Raw genomic sequence first — 15,585 nt, forward strand, 5'->3', positions numbered from 1 at the left:
GCGAAGCCGGGGGCAAGTGATTTTGTCATGGCGCGTTAGACCAAAGAAGGGGGTGGGTCGGCTCGGCGCCCATGAATAGTGGGGCGTTTTGGCATTATTTCTCGTCTATAACCTGCGTTATGAATCTCTATATAAGCTTGTGTTTTAGTATTGCGCGGAATCAACCATAAGCCGGAGAGGCAGAGCGTGACCCTACTGGACAGTATAGTGATGCAGGGCTTGGGCAGACACGGCGCTTTGACGGCAGAAGAGAAGACCCTGCTGCTTAACCTGGAACTCAATCCCAGACGAGCCATCGCCGGCGAGGTGCTGTGGCAGGAGAGTGCGGACGTGGACCTGTTCTGCGTGGTCAAGGAGGGCTGGGCCTACTCCTACCGCAACCTCGGCAACGGCTCGATGCAGATTCTCAAGGTCTATCTGCCCGGCGACATCATCGGCATGCGGGACTTCGGCTTCGCGCGCCGGCTGGCGGGTGTCGCGATGATCAACGATGGTGTGATCAGTCCCTTCACGCATCAGCAGCTGTTCGAACTCATCGGCCGCTCGCCGGCGCTGGCCGCGAGCATCATCGCCACGGTCGTGCGCCAGCAGGCGATGCTCACCGAGCGGCTGGTCTATCTCGGTCGCTACGCTGCTCACGAACGGCTGGCGCATTTCCTCTACGAGCTCTATCTGCGCTTGAAGCGGATCGGGGCGGTGGCGGAAAACGGTTTCCAGATGCCGCTCTCCCAGGAGCAGATCGGCGATGCGCTGGGGCTGAGCGCCGTGCACGTGAGCCGCACCTTCTCCATGCTGCGCGACGAAGGGCTGGTGGTACGCGACCGCCAGCATGTGGTGCTGCTCGATCCGCAGGCGCTGGCGCGGCTGGTCGAGTTCAACGACACCTATATCGACGAAACGCTATCCCCGGCGTTTCACAGTTTTCATTAGCCCCAGACTTTCATTGGCTCCAGGCTCCTCGCTGGCACCATGCTGCGTTGGCGGCGAGAGCGGCCGGCGTTGGGAAAGGTACGGCAGAAACGAAAAAAGCACCCCGTGGGGTGCTTTTTTCGTACTCGATTGGTGGAGGCGGCGGGGATCGAACCCGCGTCCGCCGACACTCGCTCTTCGGCTCTACATGCTTAGGTCCGTTTTTTGATTTAACGCATCTGGCTCCAACGGGCAGGATCCAGCTACGCGATTCCTCTAAAGTTTAGCGATTGGCGAGAGGACACCACCAACCGCGATCCCATCAGTCTTGGCTCATATCCCCTCCGCGATGAATGGGCACATCGCTTTGGGGCCGGACTAGAAGCTAACAGCTATTAAGCTGCCAGCGCGCCCTGAGCGTAGTTGTCGTCGTTTGCGACTATTTAGTCGTGATGTTGGATTTACGAGATACATCACGCTCTCGGCATGCACCTAGGAGGTTGTCATCGGCGTCGAAGCCATGTCGCCCCCGTAGCAGTCCCATCTTACCAGCATGGGTACGTCTATGACACCTGTTGGCAGGGCTGGTTCCCTCGCTTCCCCGATTCTTGCCGTTTTCGGGGAGCCAATCGACATCTCTTGCGGTAAGACGCCTCAGGCCTTGGTATGTTCCCGCATGATCCGGCCCTTCTGCCGCTGCCAGTCGCGGTCCTTTTCGGTGGCACGCTTGTCGTGCAGCTTCTTGCCCGTCACCAGGGCCAGCTCGCACTTCACTTTGTTGCCTTTCCAGTAGAGTTTGAGCGGCACGCAGGTGTGGCCTTTCTCCTGGGAGCGCGAGAAGATCTTGGCGATCTCCTTGCGGTGCAGCAGCAATTTGCGAGTGCGGGACGGATCGGCGATCTCGTGGGTGCTGGCGGTATTGAGCGGGGTGATGTGGCTACCCAGCAGCCAGGCCTCGCCATCCTTTATCAGGATGTAGGTGTCGGTGAGCTGGGCCTTGCCGGCGCGCAGGCTCTTCACCTCCCAGCCGGCCAGCACCAGGCCGGCCTCGAAGGTCTCGTCGATGTGATACTCGAAGCGAGCTTTCTTGTTCTGGGCGATGACGCCGCCGCCAGGGCCCTTGCCCTTGCCTTTCTTGTCGGCCATGGAACCTCTTGTCACGTTCTGCTGATGGCACGCCTCCTTCGATATGAGGGGAAGCGTGTTACCATTCAAGGCATGAAATAACCGCTCATGATACGCCCTGGGCACTGTGAAGTCAGCGGAGAGCTCAATGCCAATGGTCAATCGGTCCGCCCTGGTGCGGCACACCCCTCAGGACATGTTCGAACTGGTCAACGACTTCGAGCGCTATCCGGAATTCCTGCCCGGCTGTCGGCGGGCGCGGCTGCTCGAGCGCGACGACTCGCACCTGATCGGTGAAATGACCCTGGGGCGGGCGGGTATCGAGCAGAGTTTCACCACGCGTAACGACCTGATCGAGCCCGAGCGCATCGAAATGTCGCTGGTCAGCGGCCCCTTCAAGCGTCTGCGTGGGCGCTGGCTGTTCCTGCCGATGGGCGAGGGCGCCTGCAAGGTCTGCCTCGAGCTGGAGTTCGAGTTCGCCAACCGGCTGCTGGGCATGGCCTTCGGCAAGCTGTTCCAGCAGGTTGCCGGCCAACTGGTGGACTCCTTCACGCGTCGCGCCGACGAGCTGTACGGGCGCTGAGGTGGCGCTTCAGGTAGAGGTCGCCTTCGCGCTGCCCGAGCGGCAGCGCATCGTGACGCTGGAGGTGCCCGCGGGCACCACGGCGCGCCAGGCAGTCGCTCTGGCCGAGCTGGAGCGGCACTTCCCGGAACTGCCGGCGACGCACTTCGCCACGGCGGATCTGGGCATCTTCGGTCAGCTGCTGCGCGACCCCGATAACCATCGCCTGCGTGCCGGCGATCGGGTCGAGGTCTATCGCCCTCTCGAGATCGACCCCAAGGAGGCGCGGCTCCGGCGCGCCGGGCGTTAACCCGGCTGCGCGTTCGCGTTACTGTGCCAGCGGCTCGGTGGTTGCCGGCTCACCGCCCTGGGGCAGCGTGCCGCCGGCATCGGGTGCTGCCTCGGGAGCGGCTTCCGGCTGGGTGGCCGGCAGTTCGCCCATGGGGTCGGCGCCCTCGATGGCTGGGCCGACACCGTTCTGCGGCCGCAGTTCGATATCCCCGGAGAAGTCGCCCTCACGCTGCACGTTGACCAGGCGCTCACCGTCGAAGGTCAGCGTGACCCGGCGCTGCTGCACGCCGCCGTAGGCTTCGTCGAGGCGGAACACGTAGTCCCACTGGTTGGCATTGAAGGGCGCTTCCAGCAGCGGGCGGCCCATCACGTCGACGACCTGGGTGCGGCTCATGCCGGGCTGGAGCTGCTGCACCATGCCCTCGGTGATGTAGTTGCCCTGGGGCAGATCCCGCTTGTAGACGCAGCCGCTGACCACGGTCAGGGCGATGACGAGGGGTATGGTTTTGATCAGCTTTTGCATTTGTGTCCGTTCTTCACTATCGTGGATTCGGTCGATCATACCCGACCCTACCTGATACTGCGAAGAGCGAACATGGCCGACCAGAACCATGAACTGCGCAAGGCAGGCCTGAAGGTCACCTTGCCCCGAGTCAAGATCCTGCAGATCCTCGAGAATGCCACGGGTCAGCATCACCTGAGCGCCGAGGATGTCTACAAGACCCTGCTGGAAGCCGGAGAGGACGTCGGTCTGGCGACCGTTTATCGCGTGCTGACCCAGTTCGAGTCGGCGGGCCTGGTGATTCGTCACAATTTCGACGGCGGCCATGCCGTGTTCGAAATCTCCCAGGAGGAGCACCATGACCACATGGTGTGCCTCGATAGCGGCGAGATCATCGAATTCTTCGACGAGACCATCGAGCGGCGCCAGCAGGAGATCGCCGAGGAGCACGGCTTCGAGCTGGTCGATCACGCCCTGGTGCTCTACGTGCGCCCACGTGGTTCCAATGCCACTCGTCAGGACGGCACGCCGCGAAAATAAGCGACCCGCTATCAAAGCTTAGTGATAATGCGGCCCCGATCATCGATCGGGGCCGCTTTGCTTTACCTTGCGTCAACCGGTCGCAGGCAGTGGGCCCTCAGTGCGACGCACCCTGCTGGCTGGCATCCAGCATCTCGCGAGCGTGCGCCAGAGTGCGGTCGGAGAGGTTCACCCCGCCCAGCATGCGCGCCAGTTCGCTGACCCGACCGGCCTCGTCGAGCAGCGCCATGCGGGTCAGGGTGGTGTCGCGCTTGGCCTGCTTCTCGATGTGCAGATGGTGGTGCGCCTGCGCCGCCACCTGGGGCAGGTGGGTCACGGTCATCACCTGGCCCTGCTCGCCCAGCCGGCGCAGCAGTTGACCGACGATCTCGGCGGTGGCGCCGGAGATACCCACGTCGACTTCGTCGAATACCAGGCTGGGGATGGTCGAGTGGCGCGCGGCGACCACCTGGATCGCCAGGCTGATACGCGACAATTCGCCGCCCGAGGCGACCTTGGCCAGCGGGCGCGGCGGCTGGCCGGGATTGGCGCTGATCAGAAAGCGCACCTCCTCCATGCCGTCGGCCAGCGGGCTCTGGCGCGGCGCGACTTCCACCTCGAAGCGCGCCTTGCCCATGGCCAGGAAGGCGAGCTGCTCCTGCACCGCCTTGCCGAATCTGGCTGCCGCCTGTTGGCGGGAGTCACCCACCCGCCGCGCCTGCTCGCGCCAGCGGTCGCGAAGATTCTCGACCTCGGCGCGAAGTGCCTCGAGGTCGTGTTCGCCGCCCTCCAGGCCCTCCAGCTCAGCCTGCAGCCGGCGGTGCAGGGAAGGTAGTTCCTCGGGCATGACGTGATGCTTGCGGGCGATGCGATGCACCTCGCCCAGACGCGACTCGACCCAGGCCAGGCGCTCCGGGTCCAGCTCGGTAGCGTCGGCGAAGCGGTGTAGTTCGCGCACCGCCTCCTCGACCTGGATGCGCGCCTCGCCCAGCATGGCGAGGATCTCGGCCAGTGCGCCGCGGTCGCTGCCCGGCAGCGGATCGAGCCGATGCATCGCTTGGTTGAGCAGGGTCAATACGCCGCCTTCGTCGTTGTCGCAGCATTCGGCGGCGTGCTGCGCCTCGCGCAGCGTCTCCTCGGCGTGGGCGAGCTGTTCCTGCTCGTGCTCCAGGGTGGTGAGCTCCTCGTCGCCCAGTGCCAGTAAGTCGAGCTCCTCGACCTGGTAGCGCAGTAGCTGGCGGCGTGCCTGCACCTCGTCGCCGCTCTCGGTCAGCTGCTTCAGGCGTTTGCGGGTCGCCTGCCAGCGGCGGAACGTCTCGCTGAGTTCGTTCACCGCGGCGCGGTTGCCGGCGAAGTCGTCGAGCAGACGCAGATGGGTCTCCTCGCGCAGCAGTAACTGGTGGGCATGTTGGCCGTGGATCTCGACCAAGTGCTCGCCCAGCGCCTTGAGATCGGCCACCGTGGCCGGCTGGCCGTTGATCCATGCCTTGGAGCGGCCGCTGGCGGTCACCACCCGGCGCAGCAGGCAGTCGTCGTCGGGCAGCTCGCGCTCCGTGAGCCAGGTGCGGGCGGCGGGCAGGGCGGCGATGTCGAAGCGCGCCGAGAGATCGGCGCGCTCGCAGCCGTGGCGTACGCTGGCGGCGTCGCTGCGCTCGCCCAGGCACAGCCCCAGGGCGCCGAGCAGGATCGACTTGCCGGCGCCGGTCTCGCCGGTGATGGCGGTCATGCCACCGGCAAGCTCCAGATCGAGTGTATCGACGATGGCGTAATCGCGAATGGCAAGCTGAGTCAGCATGGGACCTCCCGGCGGCCGGTATCCTGGTGAGCTGGATATCCATACACGTTATTGCGTTTTTATACAGTAGTCGAGGTTCGCTCACAACACATGTGCAAGCCAGACCCCTAACGTTAAGGCCCGATCACTTGAGTTTGTGGCGAAGACCCCCATATAGGCCGCAGACCTTACAAGGCATTCGCCGATTCGAAATCTTTCCGGCCTCGCTGGGCCGGTGTTGCTTCAGGAGATGCGCATGGCTAAAGAACCCCAGACCCCGCTTGACGACGAGCTGGCGCGGCGCGAGGAAGAGGCCCGGCCGAAGCCGCTGGAAGGCGAGCTGGACGATGCGGCCAGCCTCGTTGAGAACGCTGCCGCGGCGTCCGAGGAGCCGGCGGAGGTGAGCGACAACCCCGAGGCCGACATGCTGGCAGCCCAGGTCGAGGAGCTGGAGCAGAGCCTGGCGGAGGCCAAGGATCAGGCGCTGCGCGCCGCCGCCGAAGCGCAGAACGTGCGGCGTCGCGCCGAGCAGGAGGCCGAGAAGGCGCGTAAGTTCGCCCTGGAGCGCTTCGTCAAGGAGCTGCTGCCGGTGGTCGACAGCCTGGAGAAGGCGCTGGACGCCATGGGTGAGGACGCCAGCGACGTTCACCGTGAGGGCGTGGCCATGACGCTGAAGATGCAGCAGGACGTGCTGGCCAAGTTCGGCGTCGAAACGGTCGAGCCGGCCGGCGAGCCGTTCGACCCGCAGTTCCACGAGGCGATGGCCATGGTGCCGAACCCCGAGCTCGAGCCCAACAGCGTGATGGAAGTGATCCAGAAGGGCTACCTGCTCAACGGACGCCTGGTGCGCCCGGCCATGGTAGTGGTCAGTCAGGCCGCCGGCTGAGGCCTAGCGAATGAAAACGGGGGCGGGGCTTGAAAAGCCACCCGACGCCCCCAGATAGACGTCAACCGCGGCAATCGCCGCAGCGATGGATTCAAGGCAAACGAATTTTCGAGGATTTCCTATGGGACGCATCATCGGTATTGACCTGGGGACCACCAACTCCTGTGTGGCCGTACTCGACGGCGACAGCGCCAAGGTGATCGAGAACGCCGAAGGTGCCCGCACCACGCCTTCCATCATCGCCTATACCGATGATGGCGAGATTCTGGTGGGGCAGTCGGCCAAGCGCCAGGCGGTCACCAACCCGCAGAACACCCTGTACGCCATCAAGCGCCTGATCGGTCGTCGCTTCAAGGACGACGTGGTGCAGAAGGACATCAAGATGGTGCCCTACGGCATCGTCGAGGCCGACAACGGCGACGCCTGGGTGGAAGTTAAGGGCAAGAAGCTGGCACCGCCGCAGGTCAGCGCCGAAGTGCTGAAGAAGATGAAGAAGACCGCCGAGGACTACCTGGGCGAGACCGTTACCGAGGCGGTGATCACCGTACCGGCCTACTTCAACGACAGCCAGCGTCAGGCCACCAAGGACGCCGGTCGTATCGCCGGTCTCGAGGTCAAGCGCATCATCAACGAGCCCACCGCGGCGGCGCTGGCCTACGGCATGGACAAGTCGCGCGGCGACAAGACCATCGCCGTGTACGACCTGGGCGGCGGTACTTTCGACATCTCCATCATCGAGGTGGCCGATGTCGACGGCGAGACCCAGTTCGAGGTGCTGGCCACCAACGGCGACACCTTCCTCGGCGGTGAAGACTTCGACATGGCGCTGATCAACTACCTGGTCGATCAGTTCAAGGCCGACAGCGGCATCAACCTGTCCGGCGACAACCTGGCCATGCAGCGCCTCAAGGAAGCCGCCGAGAAGGCCAAGATCGAGCTTTCCAGCGCCCAGCAGACCGACGTCAACCTGCCCTACATCACCGCCGACAACACCGGGCCCAAGCACCTCAACGTCAAGGTGACCCGGGCCAAGCTGGAGTCGCTGGTGGAAGAGCTGGTGCAGCGCTCGCTGGGGCCGTGCAAGACCGCGCTGTCCGACGCCGGCCTGTCCGCTTCCGAGATCGATGACGTGATTCTGGTCGGTGGCCAGACCCGCATGCCGATGGTGCAGAAGAAAGTCGCCGACTTCTTCGGCAAGGAAGCGCGCAAGGACGTCAATCCCGACGAGGCCGTGGCCGTGGGCGCGGCGATCCAGGGCGGCGTGCTGGGCGGCGACGTCAAGGACGTGCTGCTGCTCGACGTCACCCCGCTGACCCTGGGTATCGAGACCCTGGGCGGCGTGATGACCCCGCTGATCGAGAAGAACACCACCATCCCGACCAAGAAGACCCAGACCTTCTCGACCGCGGATGACAACCAGACCGCCGTGACCATCCACGTGCTGCAGGGTGAGCGCAAGCAGGCGGGCGGCAACAAGTCGCTTGGCCGCTTCGACCTGGCCGACATCCCGCCGGCGCCGCGCGGCGTGCCGCAGATCGAGGTAGCCTTCGATCTCGATGCCAACGGCATCCTCAACGTGTCCGCCAAGGACAAGGCCACCGGCAAGGAGCAGTCGATCGTCATCAAGGCCTCCAGCGGTCTGACCGACGAAGAGATCGAGCAGATGGTGCGCGACGCCGAGGCTCACGCCGACGAGGATAAGAAGTTCGAGGAGCTGGTGGCCCTGCGCAACCAGGCCGACGGCATGGTCCACGCCGCGCGCAAGACCGTGCAGGAAGCCGGCGAGCATGGCACCGACGAGGAGAAGCAGGCCATCGAGACGGCCGCCTCCGAACTCGAGGAAGCGCTCAAGAGCGACGACAAGGACGACATCCAGGCCAAGCTGGACAAGCTGACCGAGCTTTCCGGTAACCTGGCGCAGAAGATGTACGCCGCCCAGGCCGAAGCCGCCCAGCAGGCCGGTGGCGAGGGCCAGGAAGCCGGTGCCAAGCAGGAAGAAGACGTGGTCGACGCCGAGTACGAAGAAGTCAACGACGACCAGAAGAAGCAGTAATCGCCAAGGCGATGCCACGGACGACGGTAGCGCGGGGGGACGACTCCCGCGCTGCCGTTTCCGCGGATCGGGCAGCACTGCCTAGACCAGGAGGCGCATGGACCCATGTCCAAACGCGATTATTACGAGGTGCTCGGCGTCGAGCGAGGGGCCGACACCAAAGATATCAAGAAGGCCTACCGACGGCTGGCGCAGAAGTACCATCCGGACCGCAATCCGGATGACGACAAGGCCGCCGAGAAGTTTCGCGAGGTCTCCGAGGCCTACGAGATCCTCTCCGACAGCGAGAAGCGTGCCGCCTACGACCAGTTCGGCCATGCCGGGGTAGACGGACAGGCCGGAGGTTTCGGCGCCGGCGGCTTCGGCGGTGCGGGTGCCGGCGGCTTCAGCGACATCTTCGGCGACGTGTTCGGCGACATCTTCGGTGGCGGCGGCGGCCGGCGCAGTCCCCATGCGCCGCAGCGCGGCAGCGACCTGCGCTACAACCTCGAGCTCGATCTCGAAAGCGCGGTGGCCGGCACCACGGTGGACATTCGCGTGCCGCGTCACGTGGAGTGTAGCCGCTGCGACGGCGAGGGCGCCGAGCCGGGCTCCACCAAGGAGACCTGCCCCACCTGTAACGGGCTAGGCCAGGTGCGCATGCAGCAGGGCTTCTTCGCCGTGCAGCAGACCTGCCCCACCTGTCACGGCAGCGGCGTGCACATCAAGGTGCCGTGTCACAAGTGTCACGGCGAGGGCCGCGTGCGTGAGACCCGCACCCTGTCGGTGAAGATTCCCGCCGGGGTCGATACCGGCGACCGCATTCGTCTCAACGGCGAGGGCGAGTCCGGCATCAACGGCGGTCCGCCCGGCGATCTCTACGTGCAGGTGGCGATCAAGCCGCACCGTATCTTCCAGCGCGACGGCAAGCATCTGCAGTGCGAGGTGCCGATCAACTTCGTCGACGCTGCGCTGGGCGGCGAGCTCGAAGTGCCCACCCTGGACGGCCGGGTCAAGCTCAAGATCCCGCCCGAGACCCAGACCGGCAAGCTGTTCCGCCTGCGTGGCAAGGGCGTCAAGCCGGTACGCGGCGGTCCGCCCGGCGACCTGCTGTGCAAGGTGGTGGTGGAGACCCCGGTCAACCTCAGCGAAGAGCAGAAGGCCCTGCTACGCCAGTTCCAGGAGAGCCTGGGGGGCAGCAACAGCGCCCACCACTCGCCCAAGAAGAGCGGCTTCTTCGACGGCGTGAAGAAGTTCTTCGAGGACATGAAGCCGTAAGGCGGAACTGCGCCATGAAAGCCCCCGAGCCCTGGCGGTGTCGGGGGCTTTTGCATTTTCAGTGTGGTCGGTTCCTTCGAACCCAACGTTCCGCCCGGTGCTGCGCATCGGGGCTGGCGCCAACCCGCTCCGGCGTCTTAGTCTGTTGGCTCAGATACGAAGGGAGATCGTTGCTATGCCGATGTCGCGTGCGGTGATCGCTACCGAGTCCGGGGCGAGGGTGATGAACCGGCTGTGCAAGCACTGGGCGCACAAGCTGGAGGTGGAGCAGGGTGAGGAGCAGAGTCGCGTGGCGTTCGAGGGCGGCTCCTGCGTCATGCGCGTCGAGCCGGGCAAGCTGCTGGTGGCCATCGAGGCGCTGGACGATGAGGTGCTCGACCGCCTGGAGGGCGTGGTGGATTCCCACCTGCAGCGCATGGCGGGCGACGAGGAACTGGCCATCGTCTGGGAAAATTGAGCACCCCGCCGTCGCCCCGCCTGGCCCACCTCGGCATGCTGCTGTGGGCTCTGCTGGTGGGGCTGTCGTTTCCCGCCGTGGGGCTGATGAGCGAGCTGCCGCCGCTCTCGCTCACCGCGCTACGTTTCGCCATCGCCTGTGCCGGGCTGTGGTGGCTGGCGCGGCGCTCGTCCGACTTCCTGCCCACCTGGCGGCTGCTGCCGCTCTACACGCTGATGGGGCTGTGTCTGGCCGGCTTCTTCGGTGCCATGTTCTGGGCCGCCCATCACGCCACCGCGCTCTCCATGGCCACCCTCTACGTCACCGTGCCGCTGCTGGCCTACCTGCTGGGGCTGGGGTTCCGCGTCGAGCGACTGGGCTGGCAGCTGCCGGCCATCCTCGCGCTGGGCGCCGCCGGGGCATTGGCGCTCGCCTTCGCCGAGGCCCGCAGCCACGGTGAAGGCATGCGGGTGGGGATCGGCGAGGCGGTGTTCTTCTTCGGCTGCGTGGCGTCGGCGCTCTATCCGGTGCTGAGCAAGTGGGGGCTGGCGCGGGAGTGGTTGCCCGAGTCGGCGGCGGTACGCACCTTCTGGAGTCTGGGGCTTGGCGGGATCGCCATCGGCCTGCTGGGGCTCGCCATCGAGCCGGCTACCCACCTCGTCGCCATGCGCTGGCAGGATCTGGCCCTGGTGGTCTATCTCGGGCTCTTCTCCAGCGCGCTCACCTTCTGGCTGATGCAGCGTGCCACGGCGGTGCTCACACCGGGAGCCGTGACCGCCTACGGCTACATGGTGCCCTTCGTCTCCATGCTACTGCTGTTCGTTACCGCCCCCGAGCAGCTCGGCTGGCACTGGCTGCCGGGCAGCGCGCTGGTGCTCGCCGCCATCGGGCTGCTGCTGCGTCAGGACGGCAAGGCGGCCCAAGAGCGTTAATCCAGCTCCTCGGTGTCCGGTTCACTGCCTGGTGTGGCGGACAGCCGCGGAAAGTGGCGGCGAATCTCGGCGTAGAGCTCGCTCACGTCCGCCACGTGACGGCGCGAGAAGTGGAACGGCACCAGCTGGCCGACCCCGGCCGCGGCGGCGATCTCACCGCAGGCGCGGGCGGTCAGATGGCCGGTGCGCCGGGCCTGCTCGGCCTGGTCTTCACGAAACGAAGCCTCGCAGAACAGCACCTCGGCGCCGTGGGCAAGCGCACACAGGCGCTTGCGGTTCTCCGGTGTGTCGCCGAAGTCGGTGGCATAGACCAGGCGCTGGCCCGGCTGCGCGAACAGCAGTTGCTCGGCCAACCCGGCGACGGGCTGACGGCTGCCGTCGGGCAGGGTGATCTCGCCTGCGTCGCCGCCTTCCTGCGCGCGCTGCTTGAGCTCGCCGAGCCAGGGGCCGGGCGCCCAGCCGTGTGCGTTCAGGCGCTCCTTGCGCACCTTGAGCTGGGTCGCCGGCTCATAGGCGAAGGCCAGTACCGGGGTGCCATGATCCAGCGTGGCGGCGCGCACGCGAAAACCGGGCTCGGCGTGGATCACGTCGCCATCCACCTCGCATGGGGAGAGCACCTGCATCGGCTGGCCGGCGACGAGCCGATAGTGGGCCAGGCGTTCACCGTGCAGCTCGAAGACCTCGAAGCGAGGCGCCTTCTGCTCGACCCGGTCCCACAGGATGCCGCGCAGAAAGCCGTCCAGGTGAGCGGCGAGTCCGGGCGGGCCGTAGACCCGGCAGGCCGAGTAGTCGCCGATGCGTGAGCGCAGCAGCCACAGGAAACCGCCGATGTGGTCGACATGGGCATGGCTGATGAACACGTCGCTGATCTGGTGGGCCAGCCGCGCCGGCAGCCGGCCGGGGTCGCCCAGGTCGAACAGCAGGCTGCGCTTGCGGTGGCGCAGGCGCAGATGCAGCAGCGGATCGCCGAACACGCCGTTGACCAGCGTGGCGCGCAGGCCATCGAGGCGCAGCGTCGGGCGGGGGCCGGTGGCGCTCTCCTGAGGAGTGTACGAGAGCGCCGGCGCTTCACCGGATGCGGTCGAGGAGCGAGGATGAGGGCGCGCCGTGCCGAGCTGTCCTTCGGCGCTGCGCCGGGCATCGCGAATCACCAGGGTACGCGGCGTGCCCGTCAGGGGCGGCGTGCGCACGCTGAGCCGATCCCCCACCAGAGCCAACACTTCGCCCATGGCCAGGGTCGCCCCGCCGGCATCGAGCAGGCCGATCTGACGCCCTGGCCAGGCATGAGGCGCGCCGCCGGGCGGCGGGGCGCCGACGAAGGTCAGCGCCGACAGCTCGAGTTCCCGCATCTCGGCGCTGTCGAGATAAGCATCCCAGGCGTCGGTGCGCCACTGGCGGCGCAGCTGTTTGCCGGGGTGGCGCGCCTGAGGGTGCGCGGGCAGGTTCAGCGTTGCCAGGCCGAGGGCGGCGCGCTCATGCGGATACGGGTCGCGCTCCTGCGCCGGCGCCAGGCGTACCACGGCACTCACCCGGCCGGCGCCGACCAGTGCCGGCAGCAGCTCGGCACCGCCGATACCGCGCTCCACGCCGGGGGCGTCGATGACCAGCGGCGTCGCGTCGAGCCGTGCGACCATGCGGCGTACGGCGTCTGTCAGCGGCAGGCGGAAGCGGGCGCTGTCGAGGGTGGCGAGCGCCTCGATGGCCTCCAGCTGCCACTCGCCCAAGCGCTCATCCCAGTGCCCCAGGCATACGGCACCGGGCGGGCCGAAGCCGGGCAGGCCGGGGTCGGCGGCCAGGCAGCGGCACACCTGGCCGCGTTCGGCCAGGGCTGCCGCCGCACTTCGCGCCAGGGTGCTCTTGCCGCTGCCGGGCGGGCCGGTGAGCAGCACGCGCGGATGACGTTCGAGCAGCTCTAGCAGGGCGGCTGCGCGGGTGGTATCGGGCGGCATCGACTCAGACATGGCGTTCCTTGAGTGGTGTTGTCATGCCCAGTGTGGGCGATTCCGCCGTCGCTGCCCAAGCACTCGGCCAGGCGGGCTCTGGCTCTGATATACTGCCTCGATCCCCACTCGTCAGCTTTCGCAGGAGTCCGCATGACCCGTATCGCCATCGTCGGTGTCGCCGGCCGCATGGGCCGCACCCTGGTCAACGCCGTGCAGGAGGATGCCGGTGCCACCCTGGCCGGCGGTATCGTCGAGCCGGGCAGTTCGCTGGCCGGGGCCGATATTGGCGAGCTGGCGGGGCTCGGCAAGCTGGGTGTCGCCGCGGTGGACTCCCTCGATGCCATCGTCGACGACTTCGACGTACTGATCGACTTCACCGCCCCCCGGGTCACGCTGGCCAACCTGGCCTTCTGCGCAGCGCACGGCAAGCGCATGGTGATCGGCACCACCGGGCTCTCCGACGACGAGCTGGCCGAGCTCGACGGTTACCGCGAGCGGCTGCCCTTCGTCTTCGCTCCCAACATGAGCGTGGGGGTGAACCTGACCCTCAAGCTGCTCGAGACGGCGGCCCGGGCGCTGGGCGACGAGGGCTACGACATCGAGGTGATCGAGGCCCACCATCGCCACAAGGTCGACTCGCCCTCCGGCACCGCGCTGAAGATGGGCGAGGTGGTGGCCGAGGCGCTGGGGCGCACGCTCAAGGAGCACGGCGTGTTCGAGCGTGTCGGCCAGTGCGGGCCGCGGGATCCCAAGGAGATCGGTTTCGCCACGGTGCGCGCCGGCGACATCGTTGGCGAGCATACGGTGATGTTCGCCACCGAGGGCGAGCGCATCGAGATCACCCACAAGGCCTCGAGCCGCATGACCTTCGCCAAGGGCGCGGTGCGGGCGGCGCGCTGGGTGGCCGACCAGGAAAGCGGTCGATACGGCATGCAGGACGTGCTCGGATTGGACTAAAGGGGTGGTCGAGAAGGGCAGAATCCTGTAACATCTCCAAAATTTTGGCCGGGCGCCTGAAAACAGCAGTCCAACTGCGCGCTTGTTGCGTGGCCAGCCCCGAGCAAACAGAGACAACAAGCGGGATGAAACCGGTTCCATCGGCTTCGTCCCGCTTTTTTACGAGCCAAATCTGTCGCCGCGACGATAGCCGCCGAGCCTGCGCCCCTCAGGCTCGCACCAGCATGGGAGGACCTTGTCTTGAACAGCCCCGCATTGAGCAGACCCGCGATATTGGCCCTGGAAGACGGCAGTGTGTTTCACGGCACCGCCATCGGCGCCGATGGGCAAACCAGCGGCGAGGTGGTGTTCAATACGGCCATGACCGGCTATCAGGAGATCCTCACCGACCTCTCCTACACCCGACAGATCGTGACCCTGACCTACCCGCACATCGGTAACACCGGCGTCAACGCCGAAGACGTCGAGTCGGGCTCGATCGCCGCCGCCGGCCTGGTGATCCGCGACCTGCCGCTCATCGCCAGCAACTTCCGCTCCGAGCAGTCGCTCTCCGACTACCTCAAGAGCCAGAACGTGCTCGGCATCGCCGACATCGACACCCGCCGTCTGACCCGCATCCTGCGCGACAAGGGTGCCCAGAACGGCGCCATCCTGGCGGGGCGGGAGGCCGAGGGCGAAGACGCCGTCGAGCGTGCGCTGGCCGCGGCGCGGGCGTTCCCCGGGCTCAAGGGCATGGACCTGGCCAAGGAAGTCAGCTGCAAGCAGGCCTACGAGTGGAACGAGGCAGAGTGGGTGCTGGGCCAGGGTAACGCCGATGCCAGTGGCAGCGAGCGCCCCTTCCACGTGGTGGTCTACGACTACGGCGTAAAGTACAACATCCTGCGCATGCTGGCCTCCCGCGGCTGCCGCCTCACCGTGGTGCCGGCGCAGACCCCGGCCAGCGACGTGCTGGCGCGCAATCCGGACGGCATTCTGCTGGCCAACGGCCCCGGCGACCCCGCGCCCTGCGACTACGCCATCAAGGCGATCCAGGAGCTCCTCGAGACCAACGTGCCGGTGTTCGGCATCTGCCTCGGTCACCAGCTGCTGGCGCTGGCCGCCGGTGCCAAGACGGTGAAGATGAACCACGGCCACCACGGCGCCAACCACCCGGTGCAGGACCTCGACAGCGGCCACGTGATGATCACCAGCCAGAACCACGGCTTCGCCGTCGACGAGGCGAGCCTGCCGGGCAACGTGCGCGCCATTCACCGTTCGCTGTTCGACGGCACGCTGCAGGGCATCGAGCTGACCGATCGCCCGGCCTTCAGCTTCCAGGGGCACCCGGAAGCGAGCCCCGGACCGCGCGACGTGTCGCCGCTGTTCGACCGCTTCGTGACGATGATGCGTGAGCGCCGCTGAGCGGCGCCGCCTTCGTCTTATCGCCTGCTTTCAACGAA

At 66.4% G+C, this 15,585-nt stretch carries 15 protein-coding genes and 1 other RNA gene; 11 read left to right on the forward strand and 5 right to left on the reverse strand.

What is annotated here, in order from left to right; all coding sequences use genetic code 11:
- Positions 1 to 186 precede the first annotated feature (186 nt).
- A complete protein-coding gene (locus HOP53_RS19505) occupies positions 187 to 930 on the forward strand; it encodes a Crp/Fnr family transcriptional regulator (RefSeq protein WP_234271532.1) in 744 nt (247 codons plus the stop codon).
- Positions 931 to 1,060: 130 nt separating this feature from the next.
- On the opposite strand, the gene ssrA is transcribed toward HOP53_RS19505, so the two are convergent.
- Positions 1,061 to 1,440: a transfer-messenger RNA gene (ssrA, locus tag HOP53_RS19510) on the reverse strand.
- 123 nt (positions 1,441 to 1,563) lie between these two features.
- The gene (gene smpB, locus HOP53_RS19515) at positions 1,564 to 2,055 is read right to left on the reverse strand and encodes an SsrA-binding protein SmpB (protein ID WP_010625725.1); all 492 of its coding nucleotides are present in this window, start codon (positions 2,053 to 2,055) and stop codon (positions 1,564 to 1,566) included.
- Positions 2,056 to 2,182: 127 nt separating this feature from the next.
- Between smpB and HOP53_RS19520 the strand changes: the two genes are divergently transcribed.
- Together HOP53_RS19520 and HOP53_RS19525 are read left to right on the forward strand one after the other, a co-directional pair.
- Positions 2,183 to 2,617 carry a type II toxin-antitoxin system RatA family toxin gene (locus HOP53_RS19520; RefSeq protein WP_234271533.1) on the forward strand — a complete coding sequence of 145 codons (435 nt, stop codon included), beginning with the start codon at positions 2,183 to 2,185 and terminating at the stop codon, positions 2,615 to 2,617.
- A 1-nt stretch (position 2,618) separates the two neighbouring features.
- Complete coding sequence (locus HOP53_RS19525; protein WP_234271534.1) at positions 2,619 to 2,906, forward strand: RnfH family protein; 288 nt, start codon at positions 2,619 to 2,621, stop codon at positions 2,904 to 2,906.
- A gap of 18 nt (positions 2,907 to 2,924) precedes the next feature.
- Here the strand turns inward: HOP53_RS19525 and HOP53_RS19530 are convergent, their stop codons facing one another.
- A complete protein-coding gene (locus HOP53_RS19530) occupies positions 2,925 to 3,410 on the reverse strand; it encodes an outer membrane protein assembly factor BamE (protein ID WP_234271535.1) in 486 nt (161 codons plus the stop codon).
- Positions 3,411 to 3,482: 72 nt separating this feature from the next.
- Between HOP53_RS19530 and fur the strand changes: the two genes are divergently transcribed.
- Positions 3,483 to 3,929: a ferric iron uptake transcriptional regulator gene (fur, locus tag HOP53_RS19535; protein ID WP_010625721.1), complete on the forward strand. Its 447-nt coding sequence runs from the start codon at positions 3,483 to 3,485 to the stop codon at positions 3,927 to 3,929.
- 97 nt (positions 3,930 to 4,026) lie between these two features.
- Here the strand turns inward: fur and recN are convergent, their stop codons facing one another.
- Positions 4,027 to 5,703 (reverse strand): DNA repair protein RecN, encoded by a 1,677-nt coding sequence (gene recN / locus HOP53_RS19540; protein ID WP_234271536.1) that lies wholly within the window; start codon positions 5,701 to 5,703, stop codon positions 4,027 to 4,029.
- Positions 5,704 to 5,938: 235 nt separating this feature from the next.
- Here recN and grpE point away from each other — a divergent pair, with 235 nt between their 5' ends.
- The 5 genes from grpE (at position 5,939) to HOP53_RS19565 (ending at position 11,246) form a co-directional block, all read left to right on the forward strand.
- Positions 5,939 to 6,568, forward strand: a complete 630-nt coding sequence (grpE, locus tag HOP53_RS19545) for a nucleotide exchange factor GrpE (RefSeq protein ID WP_234271537.1) — start codon at positions 5,939 to 5,941, stop codon at positions 6,566 to 6,568.
- Between the two features lie 121 nt (positions 6,569 to 6,689).
- Positions 6,690 to 8,621, forward strand: a complete 1,932-nt coding sequence (dnaK, locus tag HOP53_RS19550; RefSeq protein WP_234271538.1) for a molecular chaperone DnaK — start codon at positions 6,690 to 6,692, stop codon at positions 8,619 to 8,621.
- A 105-nt stretch (positions 8,622 to 8,726) separates the two neighbouring features.
- Positions 8,727 to 9,878, forward strand: coding sequence for a molecular chaperone DnaJ (dnaJ, locus tag HOP53_RS19555; protein ID WP_234271539.1), 1,152 nt, complete (start codon positions 8,727 to 8,729; stop codon positions 9,876 to 9,878).
- A gap of 175 nt (positions 9,879 to 10,053) precedes the next feature.
- On the forward strand, positions 10,054 to 10,335 hold the full coding sequence (locus tag HOP53_RS19560; protein ID WP_234271540.1) for a DUF2218 domain-containing protein: 282 nt from the start codon (positions 10,054 to 10,056) through the stop codon (positions 10,333 to 10,335).
- The gene (locus tag HOP53_RS19565) at positions 10,332 to 11,246 is read left to right on the forward strand and encodes a DMT family transporter (protein WP_234271541.1); all 915 of its coding nucleotides are present in this window, start codon (positions 10,332 to 10,334) and stop codon (positions 11,244 to 11,246) included. Before HOP53_RS19560 ends, HOP53_RS19565 begins: the two co-directional genes overlap by 4 nt.
- Here the strand turns inward: HOP53_RS19565 and HOP53_RS19570 are convergent.
- Positions 11,243 to 13,207, reverse strand: a complete 1,965-nt coding sequence (locus tag HOP53_RS19570) for an MBL fold metallo-hydrolase (RefSeq protein WP_234271542.1) — start codon at positions 13,205 to 13,207, stop codon at positions 11,243 to 11,245. The genes HOP53_RS19565 and HOP53_RS19570 overlap by 4 nt on opposite strands.
- A gap of 132 nt (positions 13,208 to 13,339) precedes the next feature.
- Here HOP53_RS19570 and dapB point away from each other — a divergent pair, with 132 nt between their 5' ends.
- Positions 13,340 to 14,146, forward strand: a complete 807-nt coding sequence (dapB, locus tag HOP53_RS19575) for a 4-hydroxy-tetrahydrodipicolinate reductase (protein ID WP_234271543.1) — start codon at positions 13,340 to 13,342, stop codon at positions 14,144 to 14,146.
- Positions 14,147 to 14,401: 255 nt separating this feature from the next.
- Positions 14,402 to 15,547 (forward strand): glutamine-hydrolyzing carbamoyl-phosphate synthase small subunit, encoded by a 1,146-nt coding sequence (gene carA / locus HOP53_RS19580; RefSeq protein ID WP_234271593.1) that lies wholly within the window; start codon positions 14,402 to 14,404, stop codon positions 15,545 to 15,547.
- Positions 15,548 to 15,585: the final 38 nt, after the last annotated feature.

Source organism: Billgrantia ethanolica (assembly GCF_021404305.1).
GTDB lineage: Bacteria > Pseudomonadota > Gammaproteobacteria > Pseudomonadales > Halomonadaceae > Halomonas > Halomonas ethanolica.

What these genes read in the sequence shown, in the direction of transcription:
- dnaJ (WP_234271539.1), top strand. Translation starts at nt 8,727, where the DNA reads ATGTCCAAACGCGATTATTACGAGGTGCTCGGCGTCGAGCGAGGGGCC.
- dnaK (WP_234271538.1), top strand. Translation starts at nt 6,690, where the DNA reads ATGGGACGCATCATCGGTATTGACCTGGGGACCACCAACTCCTGTGTG.
- fur (WP_010625721.1), top strand. Translation starts at nt 3,483, where the DNA reads ATGGCCGACCAGAACCATGAACTGCGCAAGGCAGGCCTGAAGGTCACC.
- dapB (WP_234271543.1), top strand. Translation starts at nt 13,340, where the DNA reads ATGACCCGTATCGCCATCGTCGGTGTCGCCGGCCGCATGGGCCGCACC.
- HOP53_RS19570 (WP_234271542.1), bottom strand. Translation starts at nt 13,207, where the DNA reads ATGTCTGAGTCGATGCCGCCCGATACCACCCGCGCAGCCGCCCTGCTA.
- HOP53_RS19520 (WP_234271533.1), top strand. Translation starts at nt 2,183, where the DNA reads ATGCCAATGGTCAATCGGTCCGCCCTGGTGCGGCACACCCCTCAGGAC.
- recN (WP_234271536.1), bottom strand. Translation starts at nt 5,703, where the DNA reads ATGCTGACTCAGCTTGCCATTCGCGATTACGCCATCGTCGATACACTC.
- HOP53_RS19560 (WP_234271540.1), top strand. Translation starts at nt 10,054, where the DNA reads ATGCCGATGTCGCGTGCGGTGATCGCTACCGAGTCCGGGGCGAGGGTG.
- smpB (WP_010625725.1), bottom strand. Translation starts at nt 2,055, where the DNA reads ATGGCCGACAAGAAAGGCAAGGGCAAGGGCCCTGGCGGCGGCGTCATC.
- grpE (WP_234271537.1), top strand. Translation starts at nt 5,939, where the DNA reads ATGGCTAAAGAACCCCAGACCCCGCTTGACGACGAGCTGGCGCGGCGC.
- HOP53_RS19530 (WP_234271535.1), bottom strand. Translation starts at nt 3,410, where the DNA reads ATGCAAAAGCTGATCAAAACCATACCCCTCGTCATCGCCCTGACCGTG.